At 64.1% G+C, this 25,512-nt stretch carries 25 protein-coding genes; 15 read left to right on the forward strand and 10 right to left on the reverse strand.

The genetic code is table 11. From position 1 onward, the window contains the following. Nucleotides 1-2,031: a squalene--hopene cyclase gene (gene shc, locus FAZ98_RS17480; RefSeq protein WP_158952564.1), complete on the reverse strand. Its 2,031-nt coding sequence runs from the start codon at nt 2,029-2,031 to the stop codon at nt 1-3. Between the two features lie 64 nt (nt 2,032-2,095). Here shc and FAZ98_RS17485 point away from each other — a divergent pair, with 64 nt between their 5' ends. The 6 genes from FAZ98_RS17485 to FAZ98_RS17510 all read left to right on the forward strand — a co-directional run bounded on the left by FAZ98_RS17485 (nt 2,096) and on the right by FAZ98_RS17510 (nt 7,484). Beyond that, a complete protein-coding gene (locus FAZ98_RS17485; RefSeq protein WP_199272385.1) occupies nt 2,096-2,815 on the forward strand; it encodes a TetR/AcrR family transcriptional regulator in 720 nt (239 codons plus the stop codon). A 114-nt stretch (nt 2,816-2,929) separates the two neighbouring features. Then, on the forward strand, nt 2,930-3,889 hold the full coding sequence (locus FAZ98_RS17490) for a 4-hydroxyproline epimerase (RefSeq protein WP_158953996.1): 960 nt from the start codon (nt 2,930-2,932) through the stop codon (nt 3,887-3,889). Continuing rightward, complete coding sequence (locus FAZ98_RS17495) at nt 3,871-5,046, forward strand: NAD(P)/FAD-dependent oxidoreductase (RefSeq protein WP_233272797.1); 1,176 nt, start codon at nt 3,871-3,873, stop codon at nt 5,044-5,046. Before FAZ98_RS17490 ends, FAZ98_RS17495 begins: the two co-directional genes overlap by 19 nt. Further along, the gene (locus FAZ98_RS17500; protein WP_158952565.1) at nt 5,039-5,311 is read left to right on the forward strand and encodes a 2Fe-2S iron-sulfur cluster-binding protein; all 273 of its coding nucleotides are present in this window, start codon (nt 5,039-5,041) and stop codon (nt 5,309-5,311) included. The genes FAZ98_RS17495 and FAZ98_RS17500 overlap by 8 nt, the downstream gene beginning before the upstream one ends. Further along, nucleotides 5,308-6,579 carry an NAD(P)/FAD-dependent oxidoreductase gene (locus FAZ98_RS17505; RefSeq protein ID WP_158952566.1) on the forward strand — a complete coding sequence of 424 codons (1,272 nt, stop codon included), beginning with the start codon at nt 5,308-5,310 and terminating at the stop codon, nt 6,577-6,579. Before FAZ98_RS17500 ends, FAZ98_RS17505 begins: the two co-directional genes overlap by 4 nt. A 134-nt stretch (nt 6,580-6,713) precedes the next feature. Next, entirely contained in the window at nt 6,714-7,484 is a 771-nt protein-coding gene (locus FAZ98_RS17510; RefSeq protein WP_233272798.1) for an AraC family transcriptional regulator, read from the forward strand. A gap of 34 nt (nt 7,485-7,518) precedes the next feature. Here the strand turns inward: FAZ98_RS17510 and FAZ98_RS17515 are convergent, their stop codons facing one another. The 5 genes from FAZ98_RS17515 to FAZ98_RS17535 form a co-directional block, all read right to left on the reverse strand. After that, nucleotides 7,519-8,292 carry an SDR family oxidoreductase gene (locus FAZ98_RS17515; protein WP_158952567.1) on the reverse strand — a complete coding sequence of 258 codons (774 nt, stop codon included), beginning with the start codon at nt 8,290-8,292 and terminating at the stop codon, nt 7,519-7,521. Nucleotides 8,293-8,411: 119 nt separating this feature from the next. Then, a complete protein-coding gene (locus FAZ98_RS17520; RefSeq protein ID WP_158952568.1) occupies nt 8,412-9,974 on the reverse strand; it encodes a purine-cytosine permease family protein in 1,563 nt (520 codons plus the stop codon). Nucleotides 9,975-10,131: 157 nt separating this feature from the next. Beyond that, on the reverse strand, nt 10,132-11,079 hold the full coding sequence (locus tag FAZ98_RS17525; RefSeq protein ID WP_158952569.1) for a LysR family transcriptional regulator: 948 nt from the start codon (nt 11,077-11,079) through the stop codon (nt 10,132-10,134). 50 nt (nt 11,080-11,129) lie between these two features. Further along, on the reverse strand, nt 11,130-12,614 hold the full coding sequence (locus FAZ98_RS17530; protein ID WP_158952570.1) for an NAD(P)/FAD-dependent oxidoreductase: 1,485 nt from the start codon (nt 12,612-12,614) through the stop codon (nt 11,130-11,132). A gap of 59 nt (nt 12,615-12,673) precedes the next feature. Beyond that, a complete protein-coding gene (locus tag FAZ98_RS17535) occupies nt 12,674-13,018 on the reverse strand; it encodes a cupin domain-containing protein (RefSeq protein WP_158952571.1) in 345 nt (114 codons plus the stop codon). 195 nt (nt 13,019-13,213) lie between these two features. Between FAZ98_RS17535 and FAZ98_RS17540 the strand changes: the two genes are divergently transcribed. From FAZ98_RS17540 to FAZ98_RS17565, 6 genes are all read left to right on the forward strand, one after another. Continuing rightward, on the forward strand, nt 13,214-14,044 hold the full coding sequence (locus tag FAZ98_RS17540) for a helix-turn-helix transcriptional regulator (protein WP_158952572.1): 831 nt from the start codon (nt 13,214-13,216) through the stop codon (nt 14,042-14,044). A 163-nt stretch (nt 14,045-14,207) separates the two neighbouring features. Further along, nucleotides 14,208-15,158, forward strand: coding sequence for an agmatinase (gene speB, locus FAZ98_RS17545; RefSeq protein ID WP_158952573.1), 951 nt, complete (start codon nt 14,208-14,210; stop codon nt 15,156-15,158). Nucleotides 15,159-15,193: 35 nt separating this feature from the next. Beyond that, nucleotides 15,194-16,675 carry an aldehyde dehydrogenase family protein gene (locus FAZ98_RS17550; protein WP_158952574.1) on the forward strand — a complete coding sequence of 494 codons (1,482 nt, stop codon included), beginning with the start codon at nt 15,194-15,196 and terminating at the stop codon, nt 16,673-16,675. Between the two features lie 142 nt (nt 16,676-16,817). Then, nucleotides 16,818-17,213 carry a DUF2946 domain-containing protein gene (locus tag FAZ98_RS17555; protein ID WP_158952575.1) on the forward strand — a complete coding sequence of 132 codons (396 nt, stop codon included), beginning with the start codon at nt 16,818-16,820 and terminating at the stop codon, nt 17,211-17,213. Between the two features lie 101 nt (nt 17,214-17,314). Further along, nucleotides 17,315-18,262, forward strand: coding sequence for a hypothetical protein (locus FAZ98_RS17560; protein ID WP_158952576.1), 948 nt, complete (start codon nt 17,315-17,317; stop codon nt 18,260-18,262). Between the two features lie 20 nt (nt 18,263-18,282). Beyond that, entirely contained in the window at nt 18,283-18,645 is a 363-nt protein-coding gene (locus tag FAZ98_RS17565; RefSeq protein ID WP_158952577.1) for a copper resistance protein CopC, read from the forward strand. Nucleotides 18,646-18,687: 42 nt separating this feature from the next. Here FAZ98_RS17565 and FAZ98_RS17570 read toward each other — a convergent pair whose 3' ends face one another. After that, a complete protein-coding gene (locus tag FAZ98_RS17570; protein ID WP_158952578.1) occupies nt 18,688-18,927 on the reverse strand; it encodes a hypothetical protein in 240 nt (79 codons plus the stop codon). 199 nt (nt 18,928-19,126) lie between these two features. Here FAZ98_RS17570 and FAZ98_RS17575 point away from each other — a divergent pair, with 199 nt between their 5' ends. After that, nucleotides 19,127-19,582: an SET domain-containing protein gene (locus tag FAZ98_RS17575; RefSeq protein ID WP_158952579.1), complete on the forward strand. Its 456-nt coding sequence runs from the start codon at nt 19,127-19,129 to the stop codon at nt 19,580-19,582. Between the two features lie 8 nt (nt 19,583-19,590). On the opposite strand, the gene FAZ98_RS17580 is transcribed toward FAZ98_RS17575, so the two are convergent. After that, nucleotides 19,591-20,301 (reverse strand): aldolase, encoded by a 711-nt coding sequence (locus FAZ98_RS17580; protein ID WP_158952580.1) that lies wholly within the window; start codon nt 20,299-20,301, stop codon nt 19,591-19,593. Nucleotides 20,302-20,937: 636 nt separating this feature from the next. On the opposite strand from FAZ98_RS17580, the gene FAZ98_RS17585 reads away from it, so the two are divergent. Beyond that, a complete protein-coding gene (locus FAZ98_RS17585; protein ID WP_158952581.1) occupies nt 20,938-22,890 on the forward strand; it encodes a hypothetical protein in 1,953 nt (650 codons plus the stop codon). Between the two features lie 74 nt (nt 22,891-22,964). Here the strand turns inward: FAZ98_RS17585 and FAZ98_RS17590 are convergent, their stop codons facing one another. Continuing rightward, nucleotides 22,965-23,390, reverse strand: coding sequence for a hypothetical protein (locus tag FAZ98_RS17590; protein ID WP_233272799.1), 426 nt, complete (start codon nt 23,388-23,390; stop codon nt 22,965-22,967). Nucleotides 23,391-23,461: 71 nt separating this feature from the next. Further along, nucleotides 23,462-24,016, reverse strand: a complete 555-nt coding sequence (locus FAZ98_RS17595; protein ID WP_158952582.1) for a phosphoglycerate mutase family protein — start codon at nt 24,014-24,016, stop codon at nt 23,462-23,464. A 203-nt stretch (nt 24,017-24,219) separates the two neighbouring features. Between FAZ98_RS17595 and FAZ98_RS17600 the strand changes: the two genes are divergently transcribed. After that, entirely contained in the window at nt 24,220-25,509 is a 1,290-nt protein-coding gene (locus tag FAZ98_RS17600; RefSeq protein WP_158952583.1) for a glycosyltransferase, read from the forward strand. The last annotated feature ends 3 nt before the right edge of the window (nt 25,510-25,512 follow it).

Raw genomic sequence — 25,512 nt, forward strand, 5'->3', positions numbered from 1 at the left:
TCATGCTTCCACGAGTTCTTTCGCCTCAACCGCCACATCCACCTTCGCCAACCGCCGGTACCGCGACAACGCCCACAGCGGAAAATACGCGGTATAGCCGTGATACTTGAGGTAGTAGATCCGCGGAAAGCCCGGCGCATTGTGCGAGCGATGCCACCAGAAGCCATCGCTGCCCTGCACCGAAAGCAGGTAAGCCACGCCGCGCCGCACCGACTCCGACTCCCAGTCGCCGAACGCCATCTGCGCGAGTAGCGCCCACGCCGTGAAATTCGAAGCGCTCTCGCCGCCATTCCTGCCCGCCAGAGCCGCGTCGAGATAGCTGTCGTTGGTTTCGCCCCAGCCGCCGTCCGCGTTTTGACGCGCGCGCAGCCACGCCAGCGCACGCGCGATATACGGCGCTTGCGCGTCTTCGCCCGCGAGCGCGAGACCCGCGAGCACGCTCCACGTTCCGTAGATGTAGTTCGTGCCCCAGCGCCCCCACCAGCTGCCGTCCGGTTGCTGCGTGGCCTTCACGTAATCGATCGCACGCGCGAGCGCCGCCTTGTCCTGCGCGCGGCCCGTCACGCCGAAGCACAACAACACGCGCCCCGACACGTCTTCCGTGGGCGGATCGAGCAGCGCGCCGTGATCGGCAAAAGGAATGGCGTTGAGATAGAGCCGGTCGCAGTCGGCGTCGAACGCCGCGAAGCCACCGTTGCGCGACTGCAAACCGCGCATCCAGTCGAGCGCGCGCGTCACGCGCGCGGCGTACGGATCGGTGCCGGTTGCACGAGCCTGCGCGCGACCGCGCCGGTGCAGCATGGCCGCGACCACGGCCGTATCGTCGATGTCGGGATAGTACGGATTCTCGTACTGAAACGCCCAGCCGCCCACGGGCGTATCAGGCTGCGCGTTCTCGATCCAGTCGCCGCGAACCGTGTCGATCTGGCGCGCCGCGAGCCAGTCGTAGGCGCGCGTGATGCGTTGCTGCAACTCGGCGTCGCTCAACGCATTCGCTTGCGTAGCCGAGGCAGTCGCCACGCGCGACTGTTCGAGCGCCATCGTGCTCCACGCCGTGTCCCAGACCGGCGAGAGACAGGGTTGGCAGTACATGCTGCCATCGCGCCGCTCGACCAGCAGCTTTTCGAGCGCGTTTTCGCAATCGCGCCGCAGCGGATGATCTTCAGGATACCCAAGCACCTGCATCATCTGGTAGCTGTAGACGATAGGCGGAAAAATGCCGCCCATGCCGTCTTCCCCGTTCATGCGCTCGGCACACCATGCTTCGGCGTGAGCCATCGCGCGTTTTCGCAGCGATTTCGGCATGAGCGGCTCGATGTGACGAACAGCGCGATCCATCGCCAGAAAGAAACGTCGAATACCCTTGCCGCGCGGAAAGTACTCGCGCTCTTCTTCGGCAGGCGTAACGAATAGTTCGGATATCGAAACATGATGCGGATTGGCCGCGCGCGCACGCAACGAGCACAACGCGAGCAACGGCACCATCGTCGTGCGCGCCCAATACGCGACCTTGTACATCGAAATGGGCACCCACTTCGGGAACAGCACGAATTCGATCGGCATGAACGGCGTGGCGCGCCACGGCACCTGCCCGAACGTGGCGAGCAGAATGCGCGTGAAGACGTTCGACTTCGCGGCGCCGCCCAGCGCGAGGATGGTTTCCCGCGCACGCACCATGTGCGGCGCACTGGCGGCGTCGCCCGCGGCTTTCAGCGCGAAATAGGCTTTGACGCTACACGAGACATCGGGTGCGCCATCCACATACAGATCCCATGCGCCGTGCGTCTGCAAGCGCTGAATGTCGCGCAGATACCGCGCCATTTTCTCCTGCCGCACCGTGTCGATCTTGCCCATGAAATGCATCATGAGGATGTATTCGGCAGTGATCGTGGCGTCGGATTCGAGTTCGAAGCACCAGCTTCCGTCCTCGGCCTGAAGGCGCGCGAGCGATTCGCGGCCGCGCACGATGGCGGCGTCGAGCAACGCTTTTGTAGCGGTCGAAAAAGTGAACGATTGCCCTGAATTTTTCATCGGCGGATCATACCATCCGTACGGAATGTTTTTCATCGAGATCCGCAATGCTATGATCCGGGCCATGAAAGCCCCCCCCGCCAAAGCGCTTGCACGCAGCAAATCCAGCACGACAGCGAGCCCGAAGCGCGCGAAAACGCCGCAGGCCGCGACCTCGGTCACGTCCGGCAAGCCTGCCGCAGAAACGCCGCGCAAGCGCGCCGCGCCCGCCACCGGCGCGCGCCGCAAGAAGGCGCCGGAACAGGTGCGTGCACTGCTGTTGCAGGCTGCGTCCGATATCGCCACCGACCTGGGCGTGCCCGCCGTCACGCTCGACGCCGTGGCCGAACGCGCGGGCGTGACCAAAGGCGCACTGCAATACCACTTCGAAAACAAGCAGGGCTTGCTCGACGCGCTGTTCGAACAGACGCTCGACCGCTTCGAGACGCAAATGCATGCACGGATCGACACGCGCAAGGCCGAGGGCGCGTCGCCTCACACCGCGGCTGCGAGCGCGTATCTGCACACCACCATCGACGAAACGAATCCCGCGGCGAGCACCAACGTGCTGCGCGTGCTCGTGGCGGCGATGATGACCGACCCCGCGATCCGCGAACGCTACGCCGCGCCCATGCGCAAATGGACGCGGCCGGACCCGCTGCCGCTCGACGCCGCCGCGCGCCTCATGATCTGCCGCCTCGCCGCCGACGGCCTGTGGATCTCCGATCTGCTCGGCTATCAGTCGATCCCGCCGCGCCTGCGCGACGAGATCGTGCGCCAGCTCGAACAGCTCGCGCTCGCGTAGCGCTGAGCGCCAGGGAACACCCTGAGCGCCGCGCGCCGCGCCCGGCGCACTATGCCGAAATCGTCATCGCGCGCGGGCCGATCGAGCAAGACGGTCGAAAAGCCGCGACCTACGATTGTCGGCATGAAAACCGTCACCGTTATCGACTCCCATACCGGCGGCGAGCCCACGCGGCTCGTCATCGCCGGCGGCCCCGAACTCGGGCATGGCCCGCTCGCCGAACGTCTCGCGATCTTCCGCCGCGATTTCGACGACCTGCGCGCGGGCATCGTCAACGAACCGCGCGGCTCGGACGTCATGGTCGGCGCGCTGCTGTGCGAACCGCACGATCCCTCGTGCTCCGCAGGCGTGATCTTCTTCAACAACGTCGGCTTTCTCGGCATGTGCGGGCACGGCACCATCGGCTTGATCGTGTCGCTCGCGCATCTCGGCCGCATCGCGCCCGGCGTACATCGCATCGAAACCCCCGTGGGCGTGGTCGAGGCCGAACTGCATCACGACGGCAGCGTCACCGTGCGCAACGTGCCCGCGTATCGCCATCGCAAGGCGGTTCCGCTCGACGTGCCGGGCCACGGCCGCGTGCACGGCGACATTGCCTGGGGCGGCAACTGGTTCTTCCTCGTGGCGGACCACGGCCTCGTGCTCGAAGCCAACAACGTGGAGGCGCTCACTGAAGCCACGTGGGCCATGCGCGCGGCACTCGAAGCCAGTGGCATCACGGGGGCGGACGGCGCGTTGATCGATCACATCGAACTGTTCGCCGACTCCCCGCGCGCCGATGTGGACAGCCGCAATTTCGTGCTGTGCCCGGGCAAGGCCTACGACCGCTCGCCGTGCGGCACCGGCACGAGCGCGAAAATCGCCTGCCTCGCCGCCGACGAACATCTCGCGCCGCACGCCGTGTGGCGGCAGGAAAGCATTATCGGCAGCGTGTTCGAAGCCAGCTATGAGACCGGCGGCGCCCTGGAACAGGGTCACGTTCGACCCAGCATTCGCGGCACGGCGCACATTGCTGCGGAGTCCCAATTGATTTTCAACGACGACGACCCGTTCGCGTGGGGCATTCGTACGTGAGCGAAGTGTCGACGCAGCGCCCCGACGTCGTAGTGATCGGCGCGGGAATCGTGGGTGCCGCGTGCGCTCACGAACTCGCCGCGCAAGGGCTGAACGTGCTCGTGATCGAGCGCGCCGGCGTAGGCGGCGGCGTGACGGCGGCGGGCATGGGCCATATCGTCGTCATGGACGACACGCCCGCGGAATTCGCGCTGAGCGGTTGGTCGCGCACGCTGTGGCACGAACTCGCGCAGCAACTCGATGCGCGCCATGCATTCGTGCGCTGCGGCACCGTGTGGGTCGCCGCCGACGAAGAAGAATACGCGCTCGCGCAAACGCGCCAGCGAGCGCTGCATGACGCGGGCGTGGCCTGCTCGACGCTCGACGCGCAGCAGTTGCGCGAAGCGGAGCCCGGTTTGCGCGCCGACCTGGTGGGCGGCATGATCGTTCACGACGATGCCGTGGCTTATGCGCCCACGGTGTCGACATGGTTGCTCACGCAACCGTCTCGCGGCCGCGTCACGTGCCGTACGAACACGCTCGTCACTCACGTGGATCGGCGAGGCGTGCATCTCGCCAGCGGCGAAATCGTCGCCACCGGCGCGGTGCTGATCGCCAACGGCCTGCAGGCTGTCGATCTGCTGCCGCGCGTGCCGCTGCAAGCGAAGAAAGGCCATTTGCTCATTACGGACCGCTATCCGGGCACGATCCGCCATCAGATTCTCGAACTCGGTTATATCAAGAGCGCGCACAACGCCAGCGGTACCTCGGTCGCGTTCAACGTGCAGCCGCGCCCGACCGGTCAATTGTTGATCGGCTCGTCGCGGCAATTCGACAGCACCGATCCCGCGATCGAACCGGCCATCCTCGCGCGCATGCTGCAACGCGCCGCGCACTTTCTGCCGCAACTGCCCGCGCTCAACGCGGTCCGCGCGTGGACCGGCTTTCGGCCCGCTTCGAGCGACGGCATGCCGTTGATCGGTCCCGCCGGGCCGTTCGCCGAAGCGGACAGCCATCCGTCGCTGTGGCTCGCCACGGGACACGAAGGACTCGGCGTCACGACCGCGCTCGGCACCGCGAAGCTGATCGCCGCGCAACTGCTCGGGCACGCCGCCGCGATCGATCCCACGCCCTATTTGCCCACGCGCTTCGTTGCCGAAGGAACCGTTCATGCATGACGTCATCACGTTGACGGTGGATGGCGCACGCGTGAGCGTGGCGCCGGGCACCTCGGTCGCGGCCGCGATCGCCATTCACGCGATATCGATCGAACGTGCCGCCGTCACGCGGCGCTCGGTCACGGGCGCGCCGCGCGGGCCGCTGTGCGGCATGGGCATCTGCCAGGAGTGCCGCGTGACGGTCGACGGCATGGCGCATCGGCTTGCCTGCCAGACGCTGTGCGTCGACGGCATGCAGGTGATTACCGGAATCGCAGCATCATGAAGTTCGATATCCTGATCATTGGCGCGGGTCCGGCGGGCTTGCAAGCGGCACGAACGGCAGCCGACGCCGACCACGTAGCGCGCGTCGGTATCGTCGATGACAATGCATTGCCCGGTGGCCAGATCTGGCGTCAAGGTCCGCGGCATCGCGCGACAGGCGCCGCACGCGAGTTGCTCGACGCTTTGCGCGCGCACGGCAACGTCACGATCCTCAGCGGCACGCGCATCGTGCAAGCGCTCGGCGAACGACGTTTGCAGGCCGAAAGCGCCACGGGCGCGATCGCGCTGGAGTACGGCAAACTCATCGTTGCCTCGGGCGCGCGCGAGCGCTTTCTGCCCTTCCCCGGCTGGACCTTGCCCGGCGTCACGGGCGCGGGTGGCCTGCAGGCGCTCGTCAAAGGCGGCACGCCCGTGCGCGGCGAACGCATCGTGATCGCCGGCAGCGGGCCGTTGCTGTTTGCTGCGGCCGCAACCGCGCGCGCGCAAGGCGCGCATATCGTCGCCCTCGTCGAACAAGCACCGGCGCACGCTGTGTCGCGCTTCGCGACGGGGCTCGTGCGCACGCCCGCGAAACTCATGCAGGCGCTGCGTCTGCGCTTCGATTTGCGCGCCACGCCGTATTGGCGCGATGCGTATGTGACCGAGGCCATCGGCGAGACGCGCGTGACGCAAGTACGCATTCGGCGCGGCGGGCAAACCATCGTGCTCGATTGCGACCGACTCGCGTGCGCGTACGGGCTCGTGCCCAACACGCAGGTTGGCGCGGCGCTCGATTGCGGCATCGACATGAAGAACGACGCGCTCGCCATCGCCGTGAACGACTGGCAGCAGACTTCGCGCGACGACATCTACGCCGCCGGCGAATGTACCGGCGTGGGCGGCATGGAACTCGCGGCGGTCGAAGGCCGTATCGCCGCTTACTCCGCACTGGGCAAACACGAAGCCGCGCGCGCGCTATTTGCCGAACGCGAGCGCTACCGGCAATTCGCCGCACGATTGCACGCCGCCTTCGCGCTCACACCCGCCTTGCGCACCTTGGCGCAGCCTGACACCACGTTTTGCCGATGCGAAGACGTCACGTTCGGCGAAGTCGCTCGCCACGCTTCGTGGCGCGACGCCAAGCTTCAGACACGGTGCGGCATGGGACCGTGCCAAGGCAAAATTTGCGGCGAAGCGGCGGCATTCTGCCTGGGCTGGTCGCAGCAGGGCCAGCGTCCGCCCTTCTCGCCCGCTCGCATCGACACGCTGATGCACGCCGGGAAATCCTGATTTTGATCGCAGGTGCGCACGACCGCACGAACCGTGCACAATAGCGCTTTGCCGGTTTCGCGCGCGCGCCGCCGCCTTGGCTCCCAACGCACGCGCACGGAACGGATTCCGTCGATTCATTACGTGCGCCCGCGATGCCCGAACCGCTTTTGCCTGTCTTCGAGAATGCCGCGTTCGCGCAGATGGTCGCGCATTACGCCCTGCTCGAACCGTTGTTCGACGCCATGCCCGACGTGGTTTTCTTCGTGAAGGATCACGATGCGCGCTACGTGATCGTCAATACCACGCTGGCCGTACGCTGCGGCTTCAAAGACAAGCGCGCGCTGCTCGGCAAAACAGCCGAACAGGTCTTTCCCTCGCGCTTCGGCCAGATCTACACGGCCCAGGACCAGGCCGTGGTGCGGCTCGACAGCAGCCTCGTGGATCAACTCGAATTGCATCTTTATCCGGGCCGTCAACCGGGTTGGTGTCTCACGTCGAAAGTGCCGTTGCACGACGCGCAAAAGCGCGTATTGGGCGTGGCGGGCATTTCACGCGACCTGCAAGCGGCCGAAGGCACGCACCCCGCGTATCAGCGGCTCGCCATTGCCGCGAAGTACATTCAGGACAATTACGCGCAGCCGCTCAAACTCACTGATCTTGCAACGCTCATCGACATGTCGGTGGCGCAAATCGAACGCTATTTCCACAAGATCTTTCATTTGACGCCGCGCCAGATGCTGCTGAAGGTGCGGCTCGACGCGGCTTCCGTGTTGCTCGCGAGCGATTCGAGCATCACCGATATCGCCACGCAATGCGGCTATACCGACCACAGCGCATTCACGCGCCAGTTCAAGGCCACCGTGGGCATGACGCCGAGTCAATACCGCGCGCTATTGCAAACGCCCGCCAACGCGGGCGCCTGAGCCCCAAGGCCACGGCAGCAGTAGGCAGCGAGGCTCACACCACGCTCGTCAATCCGCCGTCGACGAATAGTGTTTGTCCGTTCACGAAACTCGACGCTTCCGAAGCGAGAAACACGGCCGCGCCGCACAACTCTTCCACGCGGCCCCAGCGCCCCGCCGGCGTACGCTTGCACAACCACGCTGAAAACTCCGCGTCGTCCACGAGCGCGCGATTCAGCTCCGTGGCGAAATAACCGGGCGCGATGGCATTGGCCTGGATGCCGTGCTTCGCCCAATCGGCGCACATGCCTTGCGTGAGCATGCGCAACGCGCCTTTCGAAGCGGCATACGGCGCGATGGTCGGCCGCGCGAGCGCGCTCTGCACCGAACACACGTTGATGATCTTGCCGCGTCCACGCGCCAGCATGTGGCGCGCAACGGCTTTCGACACATGAAACGCGCCGTCGAGATTCACGCGCATCAATGCGTTCCAGTCGCTGGTTTCGAAATCTTCCAGGGGCGCGCGGCGCTGAATGCCCGCGTTGTTCACGAGTATGTCGATGGGGCCGACATGCGCCTCGATCGCGTCGATCACCGTCTTCACGCGCTCGGGTTCGGCCACGTCGAAGATCGCGATATCGGCCTCGAGTCCTCGCGCGCGGAAGCGATCTACAAGCGCCTGAGCCGGTGCCGCTTCGCGCCCGTTGACGACGATGGCCGCGCCCGCGTGCGCGAGACCCGTTGCGAGTGCGAGCCCGATGCCGCGCGTCGACCCGGTGATCAAGGCGCGCTTGCCATGAAGATCGAATAACTTCAGCGTATCGGTCATGCCGGCTCCTCGTGCGTGGTCATCGCATTAGAGCACCGATGCGCGTTTCCCGCATTCACACTGCGCGAAAACGAAAATCGCCTCCGGAGAGGCGATTTTCTAGTCGTAGAACGACTAACTCACTCGACATATTCCGGCCGGCGCTTCAACTCAGGCACGCCGCGCGACGTCTGCACCGCCGCCGTTTGCACCGTCTTCTGCGCGACCCGCGAAGCACGATGGCCGCGCACGAAGCGCCGGCCCGCTTCGCCGTACACGGCATCCGGCTCGGGGAACAGCGAGAGCAGCACGACGTACAGCAGGCCGCCCACCAGCAACGAAACCGGCACGCTCAGATCAAGGCCTCCCGCGAGCGAACCGAGCGGCCCGATGAATTGGCCGGGCAGATTCACGAACGACAAACCGATGAACGCCGCGGGCAACCATGCGCCCATTGCCCGCCAGTTCCAGCCGTGCTTGAACCAGTAGTGACCGCCGCGGCCGCCGCGATTGAACACCTGCAGGTCGTCGGCGAGATAATGACCGCGCCGCGTGATGAAGCCGATCACCATGATCGCCATCCATGGGCAACTGAACGTGCAGATGAGCGTCGAGAACGTCGAGACGCTTTCCACCAGATTGAACGCGAAGCGCCCCACGAAAATAAAGCCGATGGCAAGCGTGCCGATCAACATGGTCGCGCGTACACGGTTCAGCAGCTTCGGAAACATACTCGACATATCGAGTCCGGTGCCGTAAAGCGCGGTCGTGCCCGTGGACATGCCACCAATGATCGCGATCAGGCACGTGGGCAGCAGGAACCAGCGCGGCGACACGGCGAGCAAACCGCCGACATAATCGTTCGACGCGATATAGCTGGGCGCTTTCGTCGCGATGATCGTGGCCGTGACGAGGCCGAAGAAGAACGGCACGAACGTGGCGATTTGCGCGGCGAACACGGCGCCCATCACGCGATGACGCGGCGTGCGCTGCGGAATGTAGCGCGCCCAGTCGCCAAGCGTGGAAGCAAACGACACGGGGTTGCTGAGCGCCACGAGCACCGCGCTCACGAACGCCACCCAGAAACCCGCGCCGCCTTGCTGCACGGTGCCCGCGTAATGCGGGTCGAACGCGCCCGCGAAGGCGAACGCGCCCACCACGAACATCAGGCTCGCGGCCCACACGGCGATCTTGTTCACCCACAGCATGAAGCGGAAACCGTAGATACACACCACCACCACGAGCACGGCGAACACCATGTAGGCCGAGCCGAGCGTCCACGTATTCACGGGCACGCCCACCATGTCGTGCGCGCCGCCCACGAGCGCGTCGCCCGAACTCCACACCGCGAGCGCGAAGAACGCGATGGAGGTGAGCAAGGCGAGAAACGAGCCGACGATACGGCCGTGAATGCCGAAGTGCGCCCCCGACGAAACGGGATCGCTGGTGCCGTTACGCGGCCCGAACAAACTCATCGGCGCGAGAATGCAGGTGCCCGCGAGCACGCCCAGCACGATCGACCAGACGCCCGCTTTGAACGAAAGGCCCACGAGCACGGGAAAACTGCCGAGCACCGAAGTGGAGAAAGTATTGCAGCCGCCGAACAGCAGCCGGAAGAGATCGATGGGACGCGCATAGCGCGAAGCATCGGGAATACGTTCGAAACCGAAAGTCTCGATCTGGGTAATGCTGTTATCGCTCATTGTCTCACTCCATTGAGCGCCGATCCGGCTCGTAAAATCACCGGTCGACGCACTGTCAACGCCTGAGGTTCACTCTACTGGATGATGACGCGGGCCTTATCACGGATTCCCGTCATTCACATCGCAGGCGGCCAATGTATGGCGTTATCTGTCCGTGCTAGTCATGATCGGCGGCCGATTCAACGAGTGGTGCGGGCAAGCTCGTATTCAACTCGTACACGCCCAGCAGGTCCTCGCAGAACGCGCGCACGATGGGCTTTTCCGCCGAACTGCGTTTCATCGCGAGATGCATTGGCACGTCGAAGCCGAATTGCGTACGGCCGAGTGCGCGTATGAGACCGCGTTGCTCGAACGGCTCCCCATGGTGCGCCGGTAGATAGCCAATATGACTGCCCGAGAGAATCAGCACCGTGGCGGCGTCGATACTATCGGCAATGGCGGTGACGGGCCGGTCGCCGATGCCCGCCAATTCCTCCGGCACAGGATAGCTGCGCCAGACCCAGTCGTGCGCCCGCAAATCTTCCGCGGTCACGTGCGGCGCCTTATGAAACAGCGGATGCCCGCGCCCGCAGCAAATCACCTGGCGTTCGCTGAACAACTCCGTATAAGCGAGCCCCGCCACGCGGTGCCAGAAGTAACCGATCGCCATGTCGAGCTGATTATTGACAAGGCCTTCTTCGAGTTCCTGCGGCGCCGCGACTTTCATCGTGAAGCGCACCGCCTGATCGCGCTTGCGAAACGCACCGACGGCTTCCGCGAGCCGCGCGTTCTCCACCTGCGAAGCCTGCCCGATCAAGCCGATGCTGAGCGTGCCGACGAGTTTGCGGTCGATATCGCGCACGCGCGCGACGAACTCCGTGGTGGCCGCCACCAGCGCGCGCGCCGAAGGCACGAAGCGCTCGCCTTTCGACGTGAGCCGAAAACCGCCGCGACCGCGCTCGCAAAGCTTGAACCCCACGCGCGCTTCGAGCGCCGAAAGCTGCGTGCTGATGGTGGACTGACGCACGCCGAGCGTGGCTTCGGCAGCCGTGATGCCACGCGCGTCCACCACGGCGAGAAACACACGAATCAGCCGCAGATCGAGATCGGAAGTATTGGAGAACATGCTGGGTCGTATCCGCAAAACGGCGCTTCACCGGAAGCGCCGAAACTCACTCACATCGGGAAACCCATGGCCTTGATGCCTTTGATCCAGGCGCGCTTCCAGCCACCTTCGGCGTCGGCGCCGTCGAAGGCATGGAACGTGACTTTCGCGGCCAGCCAGCGCACCGGTTCGGGCGGAATATACGTGGGGCTCAGCTTTGCGATATCGAGTTCGCGCTCGGGACTCTCCCGATCGAACAGGATATTGAGGCCCATGAATGCGCCGAAGCGGCTCGCGGCCACGCCGAATCCCGTATAGCCCGCGACGAATACCGCTTTATCGCCGAGGTAGCGTTTTGCGAACACCGACCCGCGCGAGCAGTAATCGATCGGTCCGCCCCAGGCGTGCGAGAAACGCACGTCGGCGAGTTGCGGAAACGTACGATAAAAGGCCTGCGCGAGGCGATAGTAAGTTTCCGCCTGCTGGTCCTGCGGCGGGTTGGGGTCGCCGTCGAAGTGATAACTCACCAGACCGCCGAAGATGATGTTGTTGTTCTTCGTGAGGCGGAAGTAATTGAGCTGCGTGCGCGTATCGTAAATGCCCTGGCGGTTTTTCCAGCCGATGCGCGCGAGTTGTTCTTCCGTGAGCGGTTCCGTGGCGAGCACGTGATCGCGCACCTGCAACACACGACGGTTGATGTCGGGAATGCCCACTTTCGCGGTGCCACTGCCGAACACCACACGCGGCGCGCGCACGCTGCCTTCGGGTGTCTTCACATGGACCGTGCTGCCTTCGTCGGCGACTTCGGTGAGCGGCGTGTGTTCGTAGAGCTTCACGCCCAGCGAGAGCGCCGCGCGCTTGAGTCCCCACGCGAGCTTGGCCGGATGCACGATGCCGCTGCGATTGCGCGACCACAACGCGCCCGCGAACAAGGGTGAGTCGAGTTGTTCGCGCGTGGCTTTGGCGTCGAGCAACGCCACGTTGTGACCGTATTGCGTGTGCAGATCGTAGTCGGCGCGCAAATGTTCGACGTGCTCGGGATCGACGGCGACGGTCATTTCGCCGTTCCATTCGATATCGGCGTCGATGTCGTAGCGCTTCAGCGTTTCCTCGAAACCGTCGAGATTGTGATGACCAAAGGCTTCGAGTTGCGCGATGTCGTTCGGAAAGACCCGCACGGCATTCGGCAAGCCATGCATCACCGAAGTCGAAATGATGCCGCCCGCGCGGCCCGACGCACCATGCGCCACCCGGCCCGCTTCGATCAGCACCACGTTCAGATGCGGCATCTGCTCCTTGGCCTGCACCGCCGTCCACAGGCCCGTGAAGCCGCCGCCCACGATCAGAAGGTCCGCGCTCACATCGGCAGTGAGTTTGGGCTCGGTCGGCGGCTCGGCGGGATTGTCGAGCCAGTACGGAAAGAATCGCGTGCGCGACAGCGCTTCCTGTACGCTCAATGCGCGCGGCGCGCCCGGGGCTTTCGTGGCGCCTTGCGGCCGTTGCGGCGCATCGGCGCTCACGCGCGCTTGCGCTTTCAGTTCGGCGGAGGGACTCATGATGGGCTTCACTTCTTCAAAGCATAAGAAACGATGCCGCCCGCATGGGGCGGCACACTTCAGGCCTGTTCGAGCACGACGTAAAACTTCTTCGCGTCTTCGAGCGTTTCCCAACGGCCCGCAAAACCGGCCGGCAGCAAGTAACCTTCGCCTGCGCTGAATTCCTTGCGCGCGCCTTGGGCGTCGGTGAGTGCGATCTTGCCTTCCACGAGCCACACGGCTTCGTCGGCGGTCGTTGCGGGGAAATCCACCGCGCCGACCTTGCCTTCCCACCAGCCAACCACGTAGTTGTTATTCTTGCCGGCGCTCGCGCGCCAATCGCTTTCGTCCATGCCGTATTCCAGCTTGGTGAATTCGCCGATGCCCGCGCCGAGCGGCACGATGTCCTGAATCAGTTTGCTCATATCGTTCCTGTCGATGTCGAATCGATGCTGTTTGTCTAGCGCTGTCAAAGTTACCGACTGCCGCGCTCGCGGTATGCCCCCCCTCAGGGGGGACAAGCCGCGTTTTCTCGCCGATACGAACCCCGCGCCCGAGCCTTTTTTGGCGGCCAAAACGCTTCGGCTATAATCGATCGGCCTTTTACGAAGGGGCGCGCCATGCTGCTCAACGTACCCCCGCTCAACCGCGAACACCCCAATTTTCCGCTTTCGTTTAAAACACTCGGCAATCTGATCGAGGCCGTCGGCACGCCCGATTTCGTGCCGCGACTCACGCTGCTCGTGAACGAAGTGGTGCCCGTCAACGTCGTGCACATCGAGCGTTCGCGCGTGGACAGCACGATGCCCACAGGCTTTCGTTGCGAGTGGATCGGCAGCGGCGGCGTTGGCATGGACAATGGCGAAATCTCCGACGTCATGACGCTCTATTACGATCGCTTTTACGAAAGCGATCCGTTGTTCGCCGGAATTCGGGGCAAGATCGGTACGATGCTGGTCGTGCGCGATATCGGGGCCATGCCGCCCAATGAGTTTCGTCAGCGTTTATTCGACGAAGCGCGCATTGCGCACGAATGCGTTCTGGCGCGCGGCACACGGCACGCACAAGATTCCATCGCACTCGAACGCGGCTTGCGCGAACCGGCGTTTTCACTCGCGGAAATGAACCGTTTTCGCGGCATCAGTGAGTTTCTGTTTCCGCTGCTCGAATTGCATGCGTCCACGAGCGCCGCGCGCCGCATTGCGCACGCGGCGCCGTTCATGCATCCGCTCGCGCAATTCGACGCGCGTATCGCCACCGACAATGTGCGTCTCTCGCGCCGCGAATACGAACTCTGCACGCACCTCATTTCCGGAAAAACGATTCCGGAAACCGCGCAGATTCTCGACGTGCGCCTAGGCACGGCCGAATCCTACGTGAAGCGCGCATTTGCCAAACTCGGCGTGCGGACCAAGCGCGAACTGATCGCTTGGGGCACGGCGGCGCGATAGTCGCGCGCGTCGCCATGGCGGTCCGGCACCGCGCACGCACGAGGTAAAGCCTCGTTCACATCGATTCGCGTCGATGTAAACATTCCCACTTCGTTATTTGCCACCGCGTGTTTGGCCCTACCATCGCCCGATCGAATTGACATCAACGATCGGAGACTTGCAGATGGAGCGCCAACTCAATCAGCCCATGGGCGGCAACGACATGCCGCGGTTCGGTGGCATTGCCACGATGATGCGCCTGCCGCAAGCCGAAACGACGGAAGGACTCGACGTATGCTTCGTCGGCGTGCCGCTCGACATCGGCACCTCGAACCGTTCGGGCACGCGCTTCGGGCCGCGCCAGATTCGCAGCGAATCCGTGCTGCTGCGCCCGTACAACATGGCCACGCGTGCCGCGCCGTTCGACTCGCTGCAAGTTGCCGATATCGGCGACGTGGCGACCAATCCCTATGACCTGAAGGACTCGATTCGCCTGATCGAAAGCGCGTACGACCGCATCGTCGAAACGGGCTGCCGCCCGATCACGCTCGGCGGCGACCACACGATCGCGTGGCCGATCCTGCGCGCGCTGCACAAGAAGTACGGCAAGGTCGCGGTCGTGCATATCGACGCGCACGCCGACGTCAACGACACCATGTTCGGCGGGAAAATCGCGCATGGCACGCCGTTTCGCCGCGCGGTGGAAGACGGTCTGCTCCAGTGCGACAAGGTCACGCAAATCGGTTTGCGCGGCACCGGTTACCACGCCGACGACTTCGACTGGTGCCGCCAGCAAGGCTTCACGGTCGTGCAGGCCGAGGAATGCTGGAACCGCTCGCTCAAGCCGCTCATGGAAGACGTGCGCGCGCGCGTGGGCGACACGCCCGTGTACCTGAGCTTCGATATCGACGGTCTCGATCCTGCCTTCGCGCCTGGCACGGGCACGCCCGAAGTGGGTGGCCTCACCGTGCAGCAAGGGCTCGAAATCGTGCGCGGCATGAAGGGCCTCAACGTCGTGGGCGCCGATCTCGTGGAAGTCTCGCCGCCTTACGACCAGGCGGGCACAACGGCTTTGGTGGGCGCGAACCTCGCGTTCGAAATGCTCTGCATCATGCCGGGCGTGGCCTACCGCTAACGCCTCATCGCACGCACAGACAACGAGGAGACATCATGGCCACGATTCCCGAACGACACAGCGACAACGCATTCGTGCTGCCCGCCGCAACCGTTGCGGGCGCAACGATACGCGCCACGAACGCGCAAGCCTGCTCGCCCATTTGCAACGCCGCGAGCGGCGAGACAATCGGCTGGCAGGAACATGCGAGCGAAGCCGTCGTCGATCGCGCCGTGCACGCCGCACGCGACGCGCTCATCGCATGGCGTCACACCACGCCCGGCGCGCGCGGCAAGCTGCTGCGCAAGATCGCCGAACTGCTGGACGCCGATCGCACGCGCCTCGCGGCCATGCAGATGCGCGTGAGCGGCAAGCCGCCGTTCGAAGCCGATCTCGACGTGAGCGACGCCGTCGCCACGTTCAACTACTACGCGGGGCTGTGCGAGAACGCGGCGCTGTTCGCGGCCGAAACCGTGCAGGTCCCCGACGACGCCCTGCTCGCGCAACGCACGCACGAACCCGTGGGCGTGGCCGCCCTGATCGTGCCGTGGAACTTCCCCATGGTCACCACCGCGTGGAAACTCGCGCCGGCGTTGGCGGCCGGTTGCACCGTCGTGCTCAAGCCCTCCGAACTCACTTCGCCGACCGAACACATGCTCGTCGATATCGTGAGCGAGGCGGGCGTACCCGATGGCGTCGTGAACGTGGTGAACGGCGGCGGCGAAGTGGGCGCGTGGCTCGCGGCGCATCCGCTCGTCGACAAGGTCTCGTTCACGGGCAGCACCGCCGTGGGCCGCAAGGTGATGCAAACGGCCGCGCAGGACATGAAACGCGTCACGCTAGAACTGGGCGGCAAGTCGGCGTTGATCGTGCGCGCGGACGCCGACGTGGCGCACGCCGTTTCGCTCGCGGTGGGCGGCGCGTTCGCAAACGCGGGCCAAATGTGCTCGGCCACGGCGCGCATTCTCGTGCACGACGATCTGTATCGCAAGTTCATGGCCGCGTTCGAAACGGCCGTGCGCGCGCTCGTGGTCGCGCCGCCGCACGGCGAAAACACCGCCATGGGTCCGCTCGTGAGTGCCGCCCAGCATGCGCGCGTGACGGCGCTCGTCGCGCAAGGCGTGGCGGAGGGCGCGCAAATCGCCTTCACGGGTACGCTCGATACGGGCTGTAGGGATGGCTTTTTCATGGCGCCCGTGGTGATCGCCGAACCCGCGGCCAGCAACGTGCTGTGGACCGACGAAGTATTCGGTCCAGTAGCCTGCGTGAAATCGTTTCGTTCGGATGACGAAGCCATTACCCTGGCCAACGGCACGCGCTATGGCCTGGTCGCGACCGTCGTCACGCAAGACACGAACGCGGCGCGCCGTTACAAGGCGCAATTGCGCGCGGGCCTCGTGTGGGTCAACACGCCTCAACTGATCTTTCCGCAGGTCTGCTGGGGCGGACTCGGGTTGAGCGGCCTCGGTCGCGAGTTGGGCTTAGCCGGCCTGCGCAGCTACCAGGAATTGCGCCACACCGTGGAAGCGCGCGCCTGACGGCTATCGTGCCCGCAGCGCGCGCTGCGTCCGCTGCGCCGCGACATTTCGCCGGGCCGCCACCAATGCGGCCCGTGCGCGGCACACTCGGCTCGCGTGGCATAATCGCGCGATCGCCTTGGTCTTTTTCTCTTCTCGCGCCGTGCGCCGAATCCATCTCACGCTGGGCAGCCTGTTGGGAACGCTTGCGCTCCTCATGGCCACGCTCGCGCCCGTGGTTTCGCACTGGATCGCGCAGACTTCGCCGTCCATGCATGCCGCTTCGCCATGCGGCATGCCTTCCATGCAAGGCGACATGCACGCGGCCCCGGGCCACACGCATGGCAAGCCGGATCACGCCGATCTGCACGCCTCGGGCGGCATGGACGACTGCGGCTATTGCAGCTTTTTCGCGCACCTGCCGGCCGTGACCGGCGTTCCCGTGCCGCTTTTCGTGGTTGCGCGGCTCGTGCAGTCGCGCATCGCCACCCGCTTCGAAAGCGTGCGTCTCGCCGAATCCGCGAGTCATGCGCACGCTCGCGCCCCACCGTTGTCCTGAGCACAGATCGAACGTTCCGCCGATGCGGTTGCGCGTCGGCGGCCTGCACGCGCGCATGACACTCGTGCCGCGCGTGGCTTCGCTCTCCAACAGGACATTCCATGCCTGACTATTCGCCTTCCGGCCCCGCGCTACGGGCCGCACACGCACGCGCCCGCAAAAGCACGAGCACGGGCAAACGCGCGTTCGCCAGTCGCGCAATTTCCGCGTCGATCGTGTTCGGCTGCACGTTCGCCTCCGGCGCGGCACACGCGCACGCCATCGCAGGCGACCGCGTGTTTCCCTCCACGCTTTCCGTCGACGATCCCGGTGTTGGCGACGAAGCCAATGTCGAATTCGGCCATCAACGCCTGCCCGGCGACGCCGGCGATCAAAGCGTCAATACGTTCAGTTTCGAATACGACAAGCTCATCACGCCGCGGCTCGCGTTCTCCGTGAATGGGGCCTACGTCATGCAGAACAACCCCACGGCACACGGCCTCGACAACTTCGGCGTGGGGCTCAAATACCTGCTCTACGTGAACGCCGCGCACGAGTTCATGACGTCGGTTGGCGTGGATGCCGATCTCGGCGGCACGGGCAGCCGCGCGATCGCCGACAACTTCTCGACCCTTTCGCCCACGGTTTTCGCGGGCAAAGGCATGGGCGATCTGCCGGACTCGCTCGCGTGGCTGCGCCCCGTGGCGATCACGGGCGAAGCGGGCCCGTCGTTCACCACCGGCGGCGGCCAGCCCAACTCGTTCGACTACGGTTTCACCGTGCAATACAGCCTGCCGTATCTCCAGCAGCACGTGCACGACGTGGGCCTGCCGCAGCCGTTTGCGAACCTGATACCGCTCGTGGAAATTCCGCTGTCGCGCAGCCAGGGCCAGACCACGGGCACCGTCAACCCCGGTTTCATCTGGATGAATCGCTACGGCCAGCTCGGTATCGAAGCACAGATTCCGATCAATCGTGCGAGCGGTTCGCACGTCGGCATTCTCGTGCAGGCGCATATCTTCTTCGACGACGTCGCGCCGCGCAGCATCGGCAAGCCGCTCTTTCAGTGATCTTTCAAAAGGACCTACGCATGAAACTCGCATTCCTTCGCACCGCCGTGGCATCCTGCGCGTTGCTCGCGGCGCAATTCGCCTGGGCGCATGCCTATCCCACGCATCAGGAGCCGGCGGCAGGCGCGACCGCGCCCACGAGCGTGAATGCCGTGGTGATCGATTTCGACGACGGACTCGAGCCCGCGTTCAGCTCGATCGACGTCACCGACGCGCAAGGCAAGTCGGTGATCCGCGAAAAGGCCAAGGTGGACGCGCAGAATAGCAAGCGCATGTCGGTCGCGCTCAACGCGCTTACGCCGGGCAAGTATTCGGTGGTGTGGATTGCCGTGGCCGCCGACGGTCACCGCACGACGGGGCACTACGCGTTCAATGTGAAATAAGCGCTACGAAGCATGCAAGGGCCATCCTGCGATGGCCCTTTTTCATTGCAGCATGCCGGGGGCGAAGGCCTCGGGCGCGAACGCGTCCGGTGCGCCGTTGAGCGCGTCGTACAACTCGGCGAGCGGCAGGTCGCCGATCTCGCTATGCAGATAGGCGGTGAACGCGCGATCGTAGAGCGCGCGACCGGCGTCGGTGTCCATCGACAGGTCGAAACCGTCGAGCACGAGGCCCGCCATGGCGTCGGCTTCGATGAGTATGTGTTCGGCTTTCTTGCGTTCCATGGTGATTCGAATACGACAGCAGAGTGACCATTTTAGTGAATCCGTAGAGGAACGCCACTACCGATTTTCCACGCGATCGATGCACCGGAAATGCCGCACGTCTGCACCGCTTGCGAGCGTTCGCAAACCGCGCGCGATTTGTGTTCTCGCTTTCATTCTGGCCATCTATACTGGCCGGACTCACGCGTGAAAGATCCCCATGACCAGACGAATCGCCGTCAGACGCTCGCCGGTGCACGGCCGAGGCGTCTATGCATTGCGCCCGCTTCGCGCAGGCGAACGCATCCTCGAATACAAGGGGAAAATCTTGAGCTGGCGTAGCGCCACACGGCGCTATAACCGGCGCGAGGAAGGCGCGCATACGTTCCTGTTCGGCCTCTCCGACGGCCGCGTGATCGACGGCGGCCAGGGCGGCAATTCCTCGCGCTGGTTCAACCACGCCTGCGAAGCGAATTGCGAAACGGTCGAGATAGACGGTCGCGTATTCATCGAGGCGCGCCGAGACATTCACGCGGGCGAAGAACTCTTTATCGACTACGCACTCGAGTTGCCCAGCGACGCCTGCGAAGACACCATTCGTGAGTATGTTTGCCGATGCGGCACGCCGGTGTGCCGCGGCACCATGCTCGGTGCAGGCGAAAGCGCGAGCGAATAAATCGCCGCTCAGCCGAGCGTTCTTCTCAGCGCTTCGAAGAACAATGTCGATTGCAGGCGTTCGCCCTGCACTTGCTCCGCCACGCGCTGCGCGAGTTCCGCGTTGACCGGCCGCAGCGGCCGGCCCGTGGAGAGCGCAATCACCTGGGCGGCGCACGCGCGCTCCAGATAGTAGAGATCGTCGAACGCATAATCCACGCGCTCGCCGCACACCACCACGCCGTGATTGCCGAGGAAGCCCACGTCTTTTCCCGCGAGCGCATGCGCAATACGTTCGCCTTCTTCGGGACCGAGCGCGAGCCCGTTGTACGCGTGATCGAGCGCGACGCGGCCGTGATAGCGCATGGCGTTTTGTGACAGCGTCGTGTCGAGCCCGCAGTCTATCGTGAGCGTTAGCGCGGTGGCATACGGCATATGTGTGTGAAGCACGCAGGTCTTGTTCGCTATGCGATGAATGGCAGCGTGTATGAACATGGCCGTGGGCTCGACTTCATGATGCCCCGCCACGACCTCGCCTGCGCCGTCCACCACGACGATGTCGTCGGCATGCACTTCGCTCCACATCAGTCCGCGCGGATTCAGCAGGAACAACCCACTCTCTTCGGGCAGCGCCACGCTGAAATGATTGCAAACGCCCTCACCCAAACCGAAATGCGCAGCGGCACGCAACGCAAGTGCGAGATCGGACCGCAATGTCGCAACGTGTGAATCGTTGAACATGAAAACCTCGATTAAATGTCGTCAATGGGCGAACCGGATTATTCGTCTGATTATTCAATCATAATTGAACGAATGATCGCGCCATTAAAAGAAAAGAAAAAAATAGAAATAGATCCGTTTCCCCTCTTAAGTTTTTACCGCACTCGCCGTCAATGCCGTTAACTCAAGGCGTGGCGTGGCGCCGGCGTGTGCAAGACCCGCCAATCCGCTGATGTTTAGCTCGTAAAGTGGCAGATCGCCCGGTAAATGATGCCGACAATTCTGCATTTTGTGACATTTACTTACGCCTATTTCTCACATCAAAGGGGAAATTTCCGGTAACATCGCCGCGAAAAATCAGACTAAAGCAGTGTTTACCAACGCAGGACGCAAACGATTGCGCGAGTCTCCCGAATGAAAAAGGGAACCAGCGCGGCTGAGTCACGCGAATTGAAAACACTGCCACGGTACTCATTAGCGCGTCCGCAATGAATGGATTTTCGAGTCACACCCTTTTCGTTTTTTCGAAACGGTGTTTTCGAAATTCAAATTAATTAGCGCGGCGCTCGCGAATAACCAACCGACTGCCCGATAGCCGCTCCCGAGTGCGCAATGCGCGCCGCTGCAGGCTGGGCGTCGCTTTGCCTTTTGAAAACGATGAAGCTTGTTTATTTACTTCTTTCGTCGGCACTCGTGCTGACGGCGTGCGGCGGCGGCGGCTCCGGCACGAATGCGGCCGCAGGCGGCACGACGGCGGCCGACGCGGGTTCGAATGCCAGCAATGGCGCGAGCGGTTCGGGCTCCTCGAATGCCGTGGTGCGCGGCTTGAACGGCTCCGCCATCGCGCCGGGCGCGATGAGCTGCGGCGCGCCTGCCACCTCGGGCGCGACAGCGAGCGGCACGCTCGTTTCCGCCGACACGCCCACTGCGCAAAGCGGCCGCATGTTCAACGCGGGCGCCACGTTCCCCGTGGCATTCACGACGAACGCACCGGCCGCCGATACGCTGAACTGGTCGATCAGCGATCAGCTCGGCAAGGTCGCGGCGAGCGGCACGCTGCCGGTTGCGGCCGGCGCGGTGACCACCACGCTCAGTTGCTCGTCCACGCTCGCCGGCTACTTCGCCATCAGCGCGACGCTGGCGAACGCAGGCGGTCAAGTTCCTTCGGCGGGCACGCGCCCGACCGGCAATGCCACGTTTGGCGTGCTGCCCGATCTTTCCAACGTGCTGCCGGCCGTGACGTATGCGCATCAGGATCAGCATCGCTTCGGCATGCAGGGCGAAAACGACAACGGCGACGTGCTCGGCGCGCTCGGCATCTCGTGGAATTTCGATCATCGCGAGCTGTACAACATGGAGCCGAACGGCCCCAACACGTTCAATCCGTACGCGAACGCGAATGCGGACCCGTTCTATCTCACGGGCAACGTGATGCGCCTCATTCGTCTCGACGGCATTCCCGCGTGGGCGAGCCCGACCAATGCATTCGAAGACGAATCGCTGCCGCCCACCGACCTCGCGTACTACCAGAACTACATGGCGCGCGTGGGCACTGAATCGAACATCATTCGCACGACGCACTTCCCGAATCAATCGGCGAACTACTACCAGCTCACCTGGGAACCGGACTCGCAGTGGGCGGGCAACGACGCGCAGTTCGTACAGCTCTATCAAGCCGTGTATCAAGGCATCCACTCGACGGATCCGCACGCCGTGGTGATGGGCACGACGGACACCGCACCGATTTCCACGAGCAATCGCCTCAAGGAACTCGCGCCGCTGGGCTTCGCGCAGTACATCGACGGCGTGACGACGCACGGTTACTACGACATCGACGGCAATTCGCCTTCGGTGCCGCCGGAGCGCTATGCGGGCGATCCGTCCACGTTCAACAATTCGCTGAACGGCCAGATGCGCGCGCTGCGCAATGAAATGGCAGCCGACTACAAGCCGGGCATGAAGTTGTTCCAGACCGAAGTAGGCATCAGCTACGACAACGGTAGCGCGTACGGCCCGAATTACCCCACGGCCAATGTCCTGTTCGCGCAGGGCGCGTTGACGGCGCGCGCACACCTGATCGTGCTCGGCGAAGGCGCGGACCAGACGTGGGTGTTCTACGGCGCGGACTTCCCCGGTTTGATCGGCTACGGCACCTTCTTCGATCTCGCCGATGCGCAAGGCCAGTACGGCGCGACCAACATCAGCCCGAAGCCTTCGGCGATGGCCGTGGCCGCAATGACGCGCATTCTCGACGGCACCAATACGCTGGGCCCCGTGAACGGCACGCCGTCGGGCGTCTACGCGTATGCGTTCCAGCAGTTGAACAACGGCAGCGTGATCACGGCGCTCTGGACGCACAACAACAGCGTCTGGAACGCGAGCAGCGGCTTCAGCTCGACGTATAGCGTGCCCTACACGCTCAACGTGGATGCGCCGGGCACGAGCGGCACCGTGACGGTACTCGACGAGATGGGCAATCCCACTTCGATGAACTACAGCAACGGCACGCTCTCGCTGAACCTCACGGAGTCGCCGGTGTATGTGGTGTCGGCCAACGCCTCCGTGGCGAGCGCCAATTCGACCTTGCCCGCGGGCTACGTGCCGAATTGACGTAGCGATCCCGCTTCGCTAGAACGACCGAAGGGCAGCGCATTGCGCTGCCCTTTTTCATTCACTCGCGCGAGTTACAACTGCGGACACGACAGCACCTGCATGGGCTGCGTCGTGATGCCTGGTTTGCCGTCGGTGGTCGGCGTGCCTTGCGGGGGCGTGGAGATCAGTCGCACGCTGTTCGGCCCCGCATTGGCGAGCGCGTACTTCTCTTCGCCACCTTGCGGCTGCCAGTAAGCGCGGAACATTTGTCCCTCGGTAAAGACGAGCAACGTGCCGTGCGTGGTCCGGCCGCCGGAAACGAAATCAACGGCTTCGCCGTTGCGCAGGGTAAAGCCCGCATCCGCAGCGTTGCCGTTGCCCGCTGCGCCCGTGCCCACGAGCTTGCCGCACGGCGGCGCGCCCGTTGCGCCGGGCGCAACGTCGGCGGCGAAGACGGGCGCCGCAAGTGCCAACGCCGCGCCGGCACTCATCAGCGCGCTAATCCACTTTCCATTCATGCGTCACGCTCGCTTTCGGTGATTAAAAGAAGTGCATTTGGGCGCAATTTACGTTCCCATTTCACTCGATTTCATTCGATTAACTTACTGCTGTCGCCCGCGAGCAGCATCTGCGGATACTGGGAGAACGCCCAGCCCTGCGCGCCGCGTTCGAGCATCCACGTCATGTCGTAGCGATCTTCGGGCCAAATAGCTGGCACGGCAGGCGCGGCGGGCACATGCGAGAACAACGTGGTGAGGACCTTGTGTTCCCACGAGACCAACACGACGCCCTCCTGCGCGAGTACGTCGGCCATGAGCGCGGCGCCATCGTCCTTGAGATACGAATTCACGTACTTCACGCGCGACGTTTCCTGCAGCAATGCCACCAGTGGTTCGATGGTCTGCATCGGCCGCTTGCTCTTGCTGCCGGGCCCGAGTCCTGGGGCGTAGACCGCGTCGGGGCGCACGCGTCCCCAGCGCGCGTCCTGTTCCGACGAGAAGAAATGCGCCAGCGCGCCAGCGCGTTGCCAGCCACGCACGGCGAGACTGTCGTCGTCGGGATTGCCCGCGGCGTCCACGCCTTTGCCGAAGCCCGTAGCCGGCTTTTCCGCATGGCGAATGAAAAGAATACGTTTGGGTCCCATGTGCTCTCCATTGGCGGTTGGGTTACCGGTAAGTCATGACGCGCGAGTTGGCTTTCTGGCGACGCTGATGTCTCTCATGACGCGCCTGAACACGGGTTTGAACCCTGAAAACGCAAGGCGTTCCGCTTCTTTGCGATCTCCACTTCCTCGATTGGCATGGCACATGCGCAAAGCGTTGCAAACGATGCAAGCAAGGAGCCCGCATGAAAATCGCCCTGGTCAGTGAACACGCCTCGCCCCTCGTCGCGGTGGGAGGCGTGGATTCCGGCGGGCAAAACGTTTATGTCGCGCACGTGGCGCGTCAACTCCAACGCGCCGGCCATCAAGTCGACGTGTTCACGCGTCGCGATCGCGCGCTGTTGCCGCCCATTTCGCTTAATGAAGGCGTGCGTGTCGTACATGTGCCCGCGGGTCCGCCCATGCAATTGCCGAAGGAAATGGTGTTGCCGCATATGCCGGCCTTCACCGAGTTTCTCGTTGATTTCTGCCGCAAGGAAACACCGGCCTATGACGTGGTTCACGCGAACTTCTTCATGTCGGGGATGGCCGCGCTCGAAGTCAAGGACGCACTGCGCCTACCGCTGGTAATGACGTTTCATGGGCTCGGCCGGGTGCGCCGCGCTCATCAAGGCGTGAACGATGGTTTTGCCGATGAACGAATCGCGATCGAAGATCGGCTCGTGCGTCGCGCCGATTGCCTCGTCGCCGAAAGCCCTGCGGACGAGGCCGATCTCATCGAGCAGTACCACGCCGACCCGTCACGCATCGCGCTCGTGGCGGCCGGCTTCGACCCCGACCTGTTCTTTCCCGGCGACCGCGCCGAAGCTCGTACACGCCTCGGCTGGCCGCGCGACGAATTTGCCGTGCTTCAGGCAGCGCGACTCGTCCCGCGCAAAGGCATCGACGACCTCGTGCGCGCGGTGGGCATCCTGCAGGCGCGGCATGGCGTGAAAGCGCACCTCTATCTCGCGGGCGGCGACGCCGAAACGCCCAACGAAATTGCCACGCCCGAGATCGGGCGCTTGCGCGGCGTGGCGCATCGTTGCGGCATCGAGGAACGCGTGACCTTCGTTGGCCGCCGCAATCCCGTGCAATTGCGCGAGCTCTATCGCGCCGCCAACGTGTTCGCGACCACGCCGTGGTACGAAGCATTCGGCATGACGACCGTCGAGGCGATGGCCTGCGCCACGCCCGTGATCGGCTCGGACACCGGCGGCCTTCGCCATACGGTACGGCATGGCGAAACCGGCTGGCTCGTGCCGCCGCGCGACGCCACGGCCATCGCGGAACGCTTGCTTCAGCTTCACGCCGATCCGCAACGCGCTCGTGCAATGGGCGAGGCGGGCCGCGTGCGCGCGCAAACCTATTTCACGTGGCGCCGCATCGGGCTCGAACTCGAAGACCTGTATGCGCGCGTCGCGAAGCTCGGCGGTTTGCGACGCGCAGGCGCGGCCGATAACTCGCACGACGGCGCCATGCGCGCATTCGGCTAACGG

Source organism: Paraburkholderia acidisoli (genome assembly GCF_009789675.1).
In the GTDB taxonomy this organism is placed as follows: domain Bacteria; phylum Pseudomonadota; class Gammaproteobacteria; order Burkholderiales; family Burkholderiaceae; genus Paraburkholderia; species Paraburkholderia acidisoli.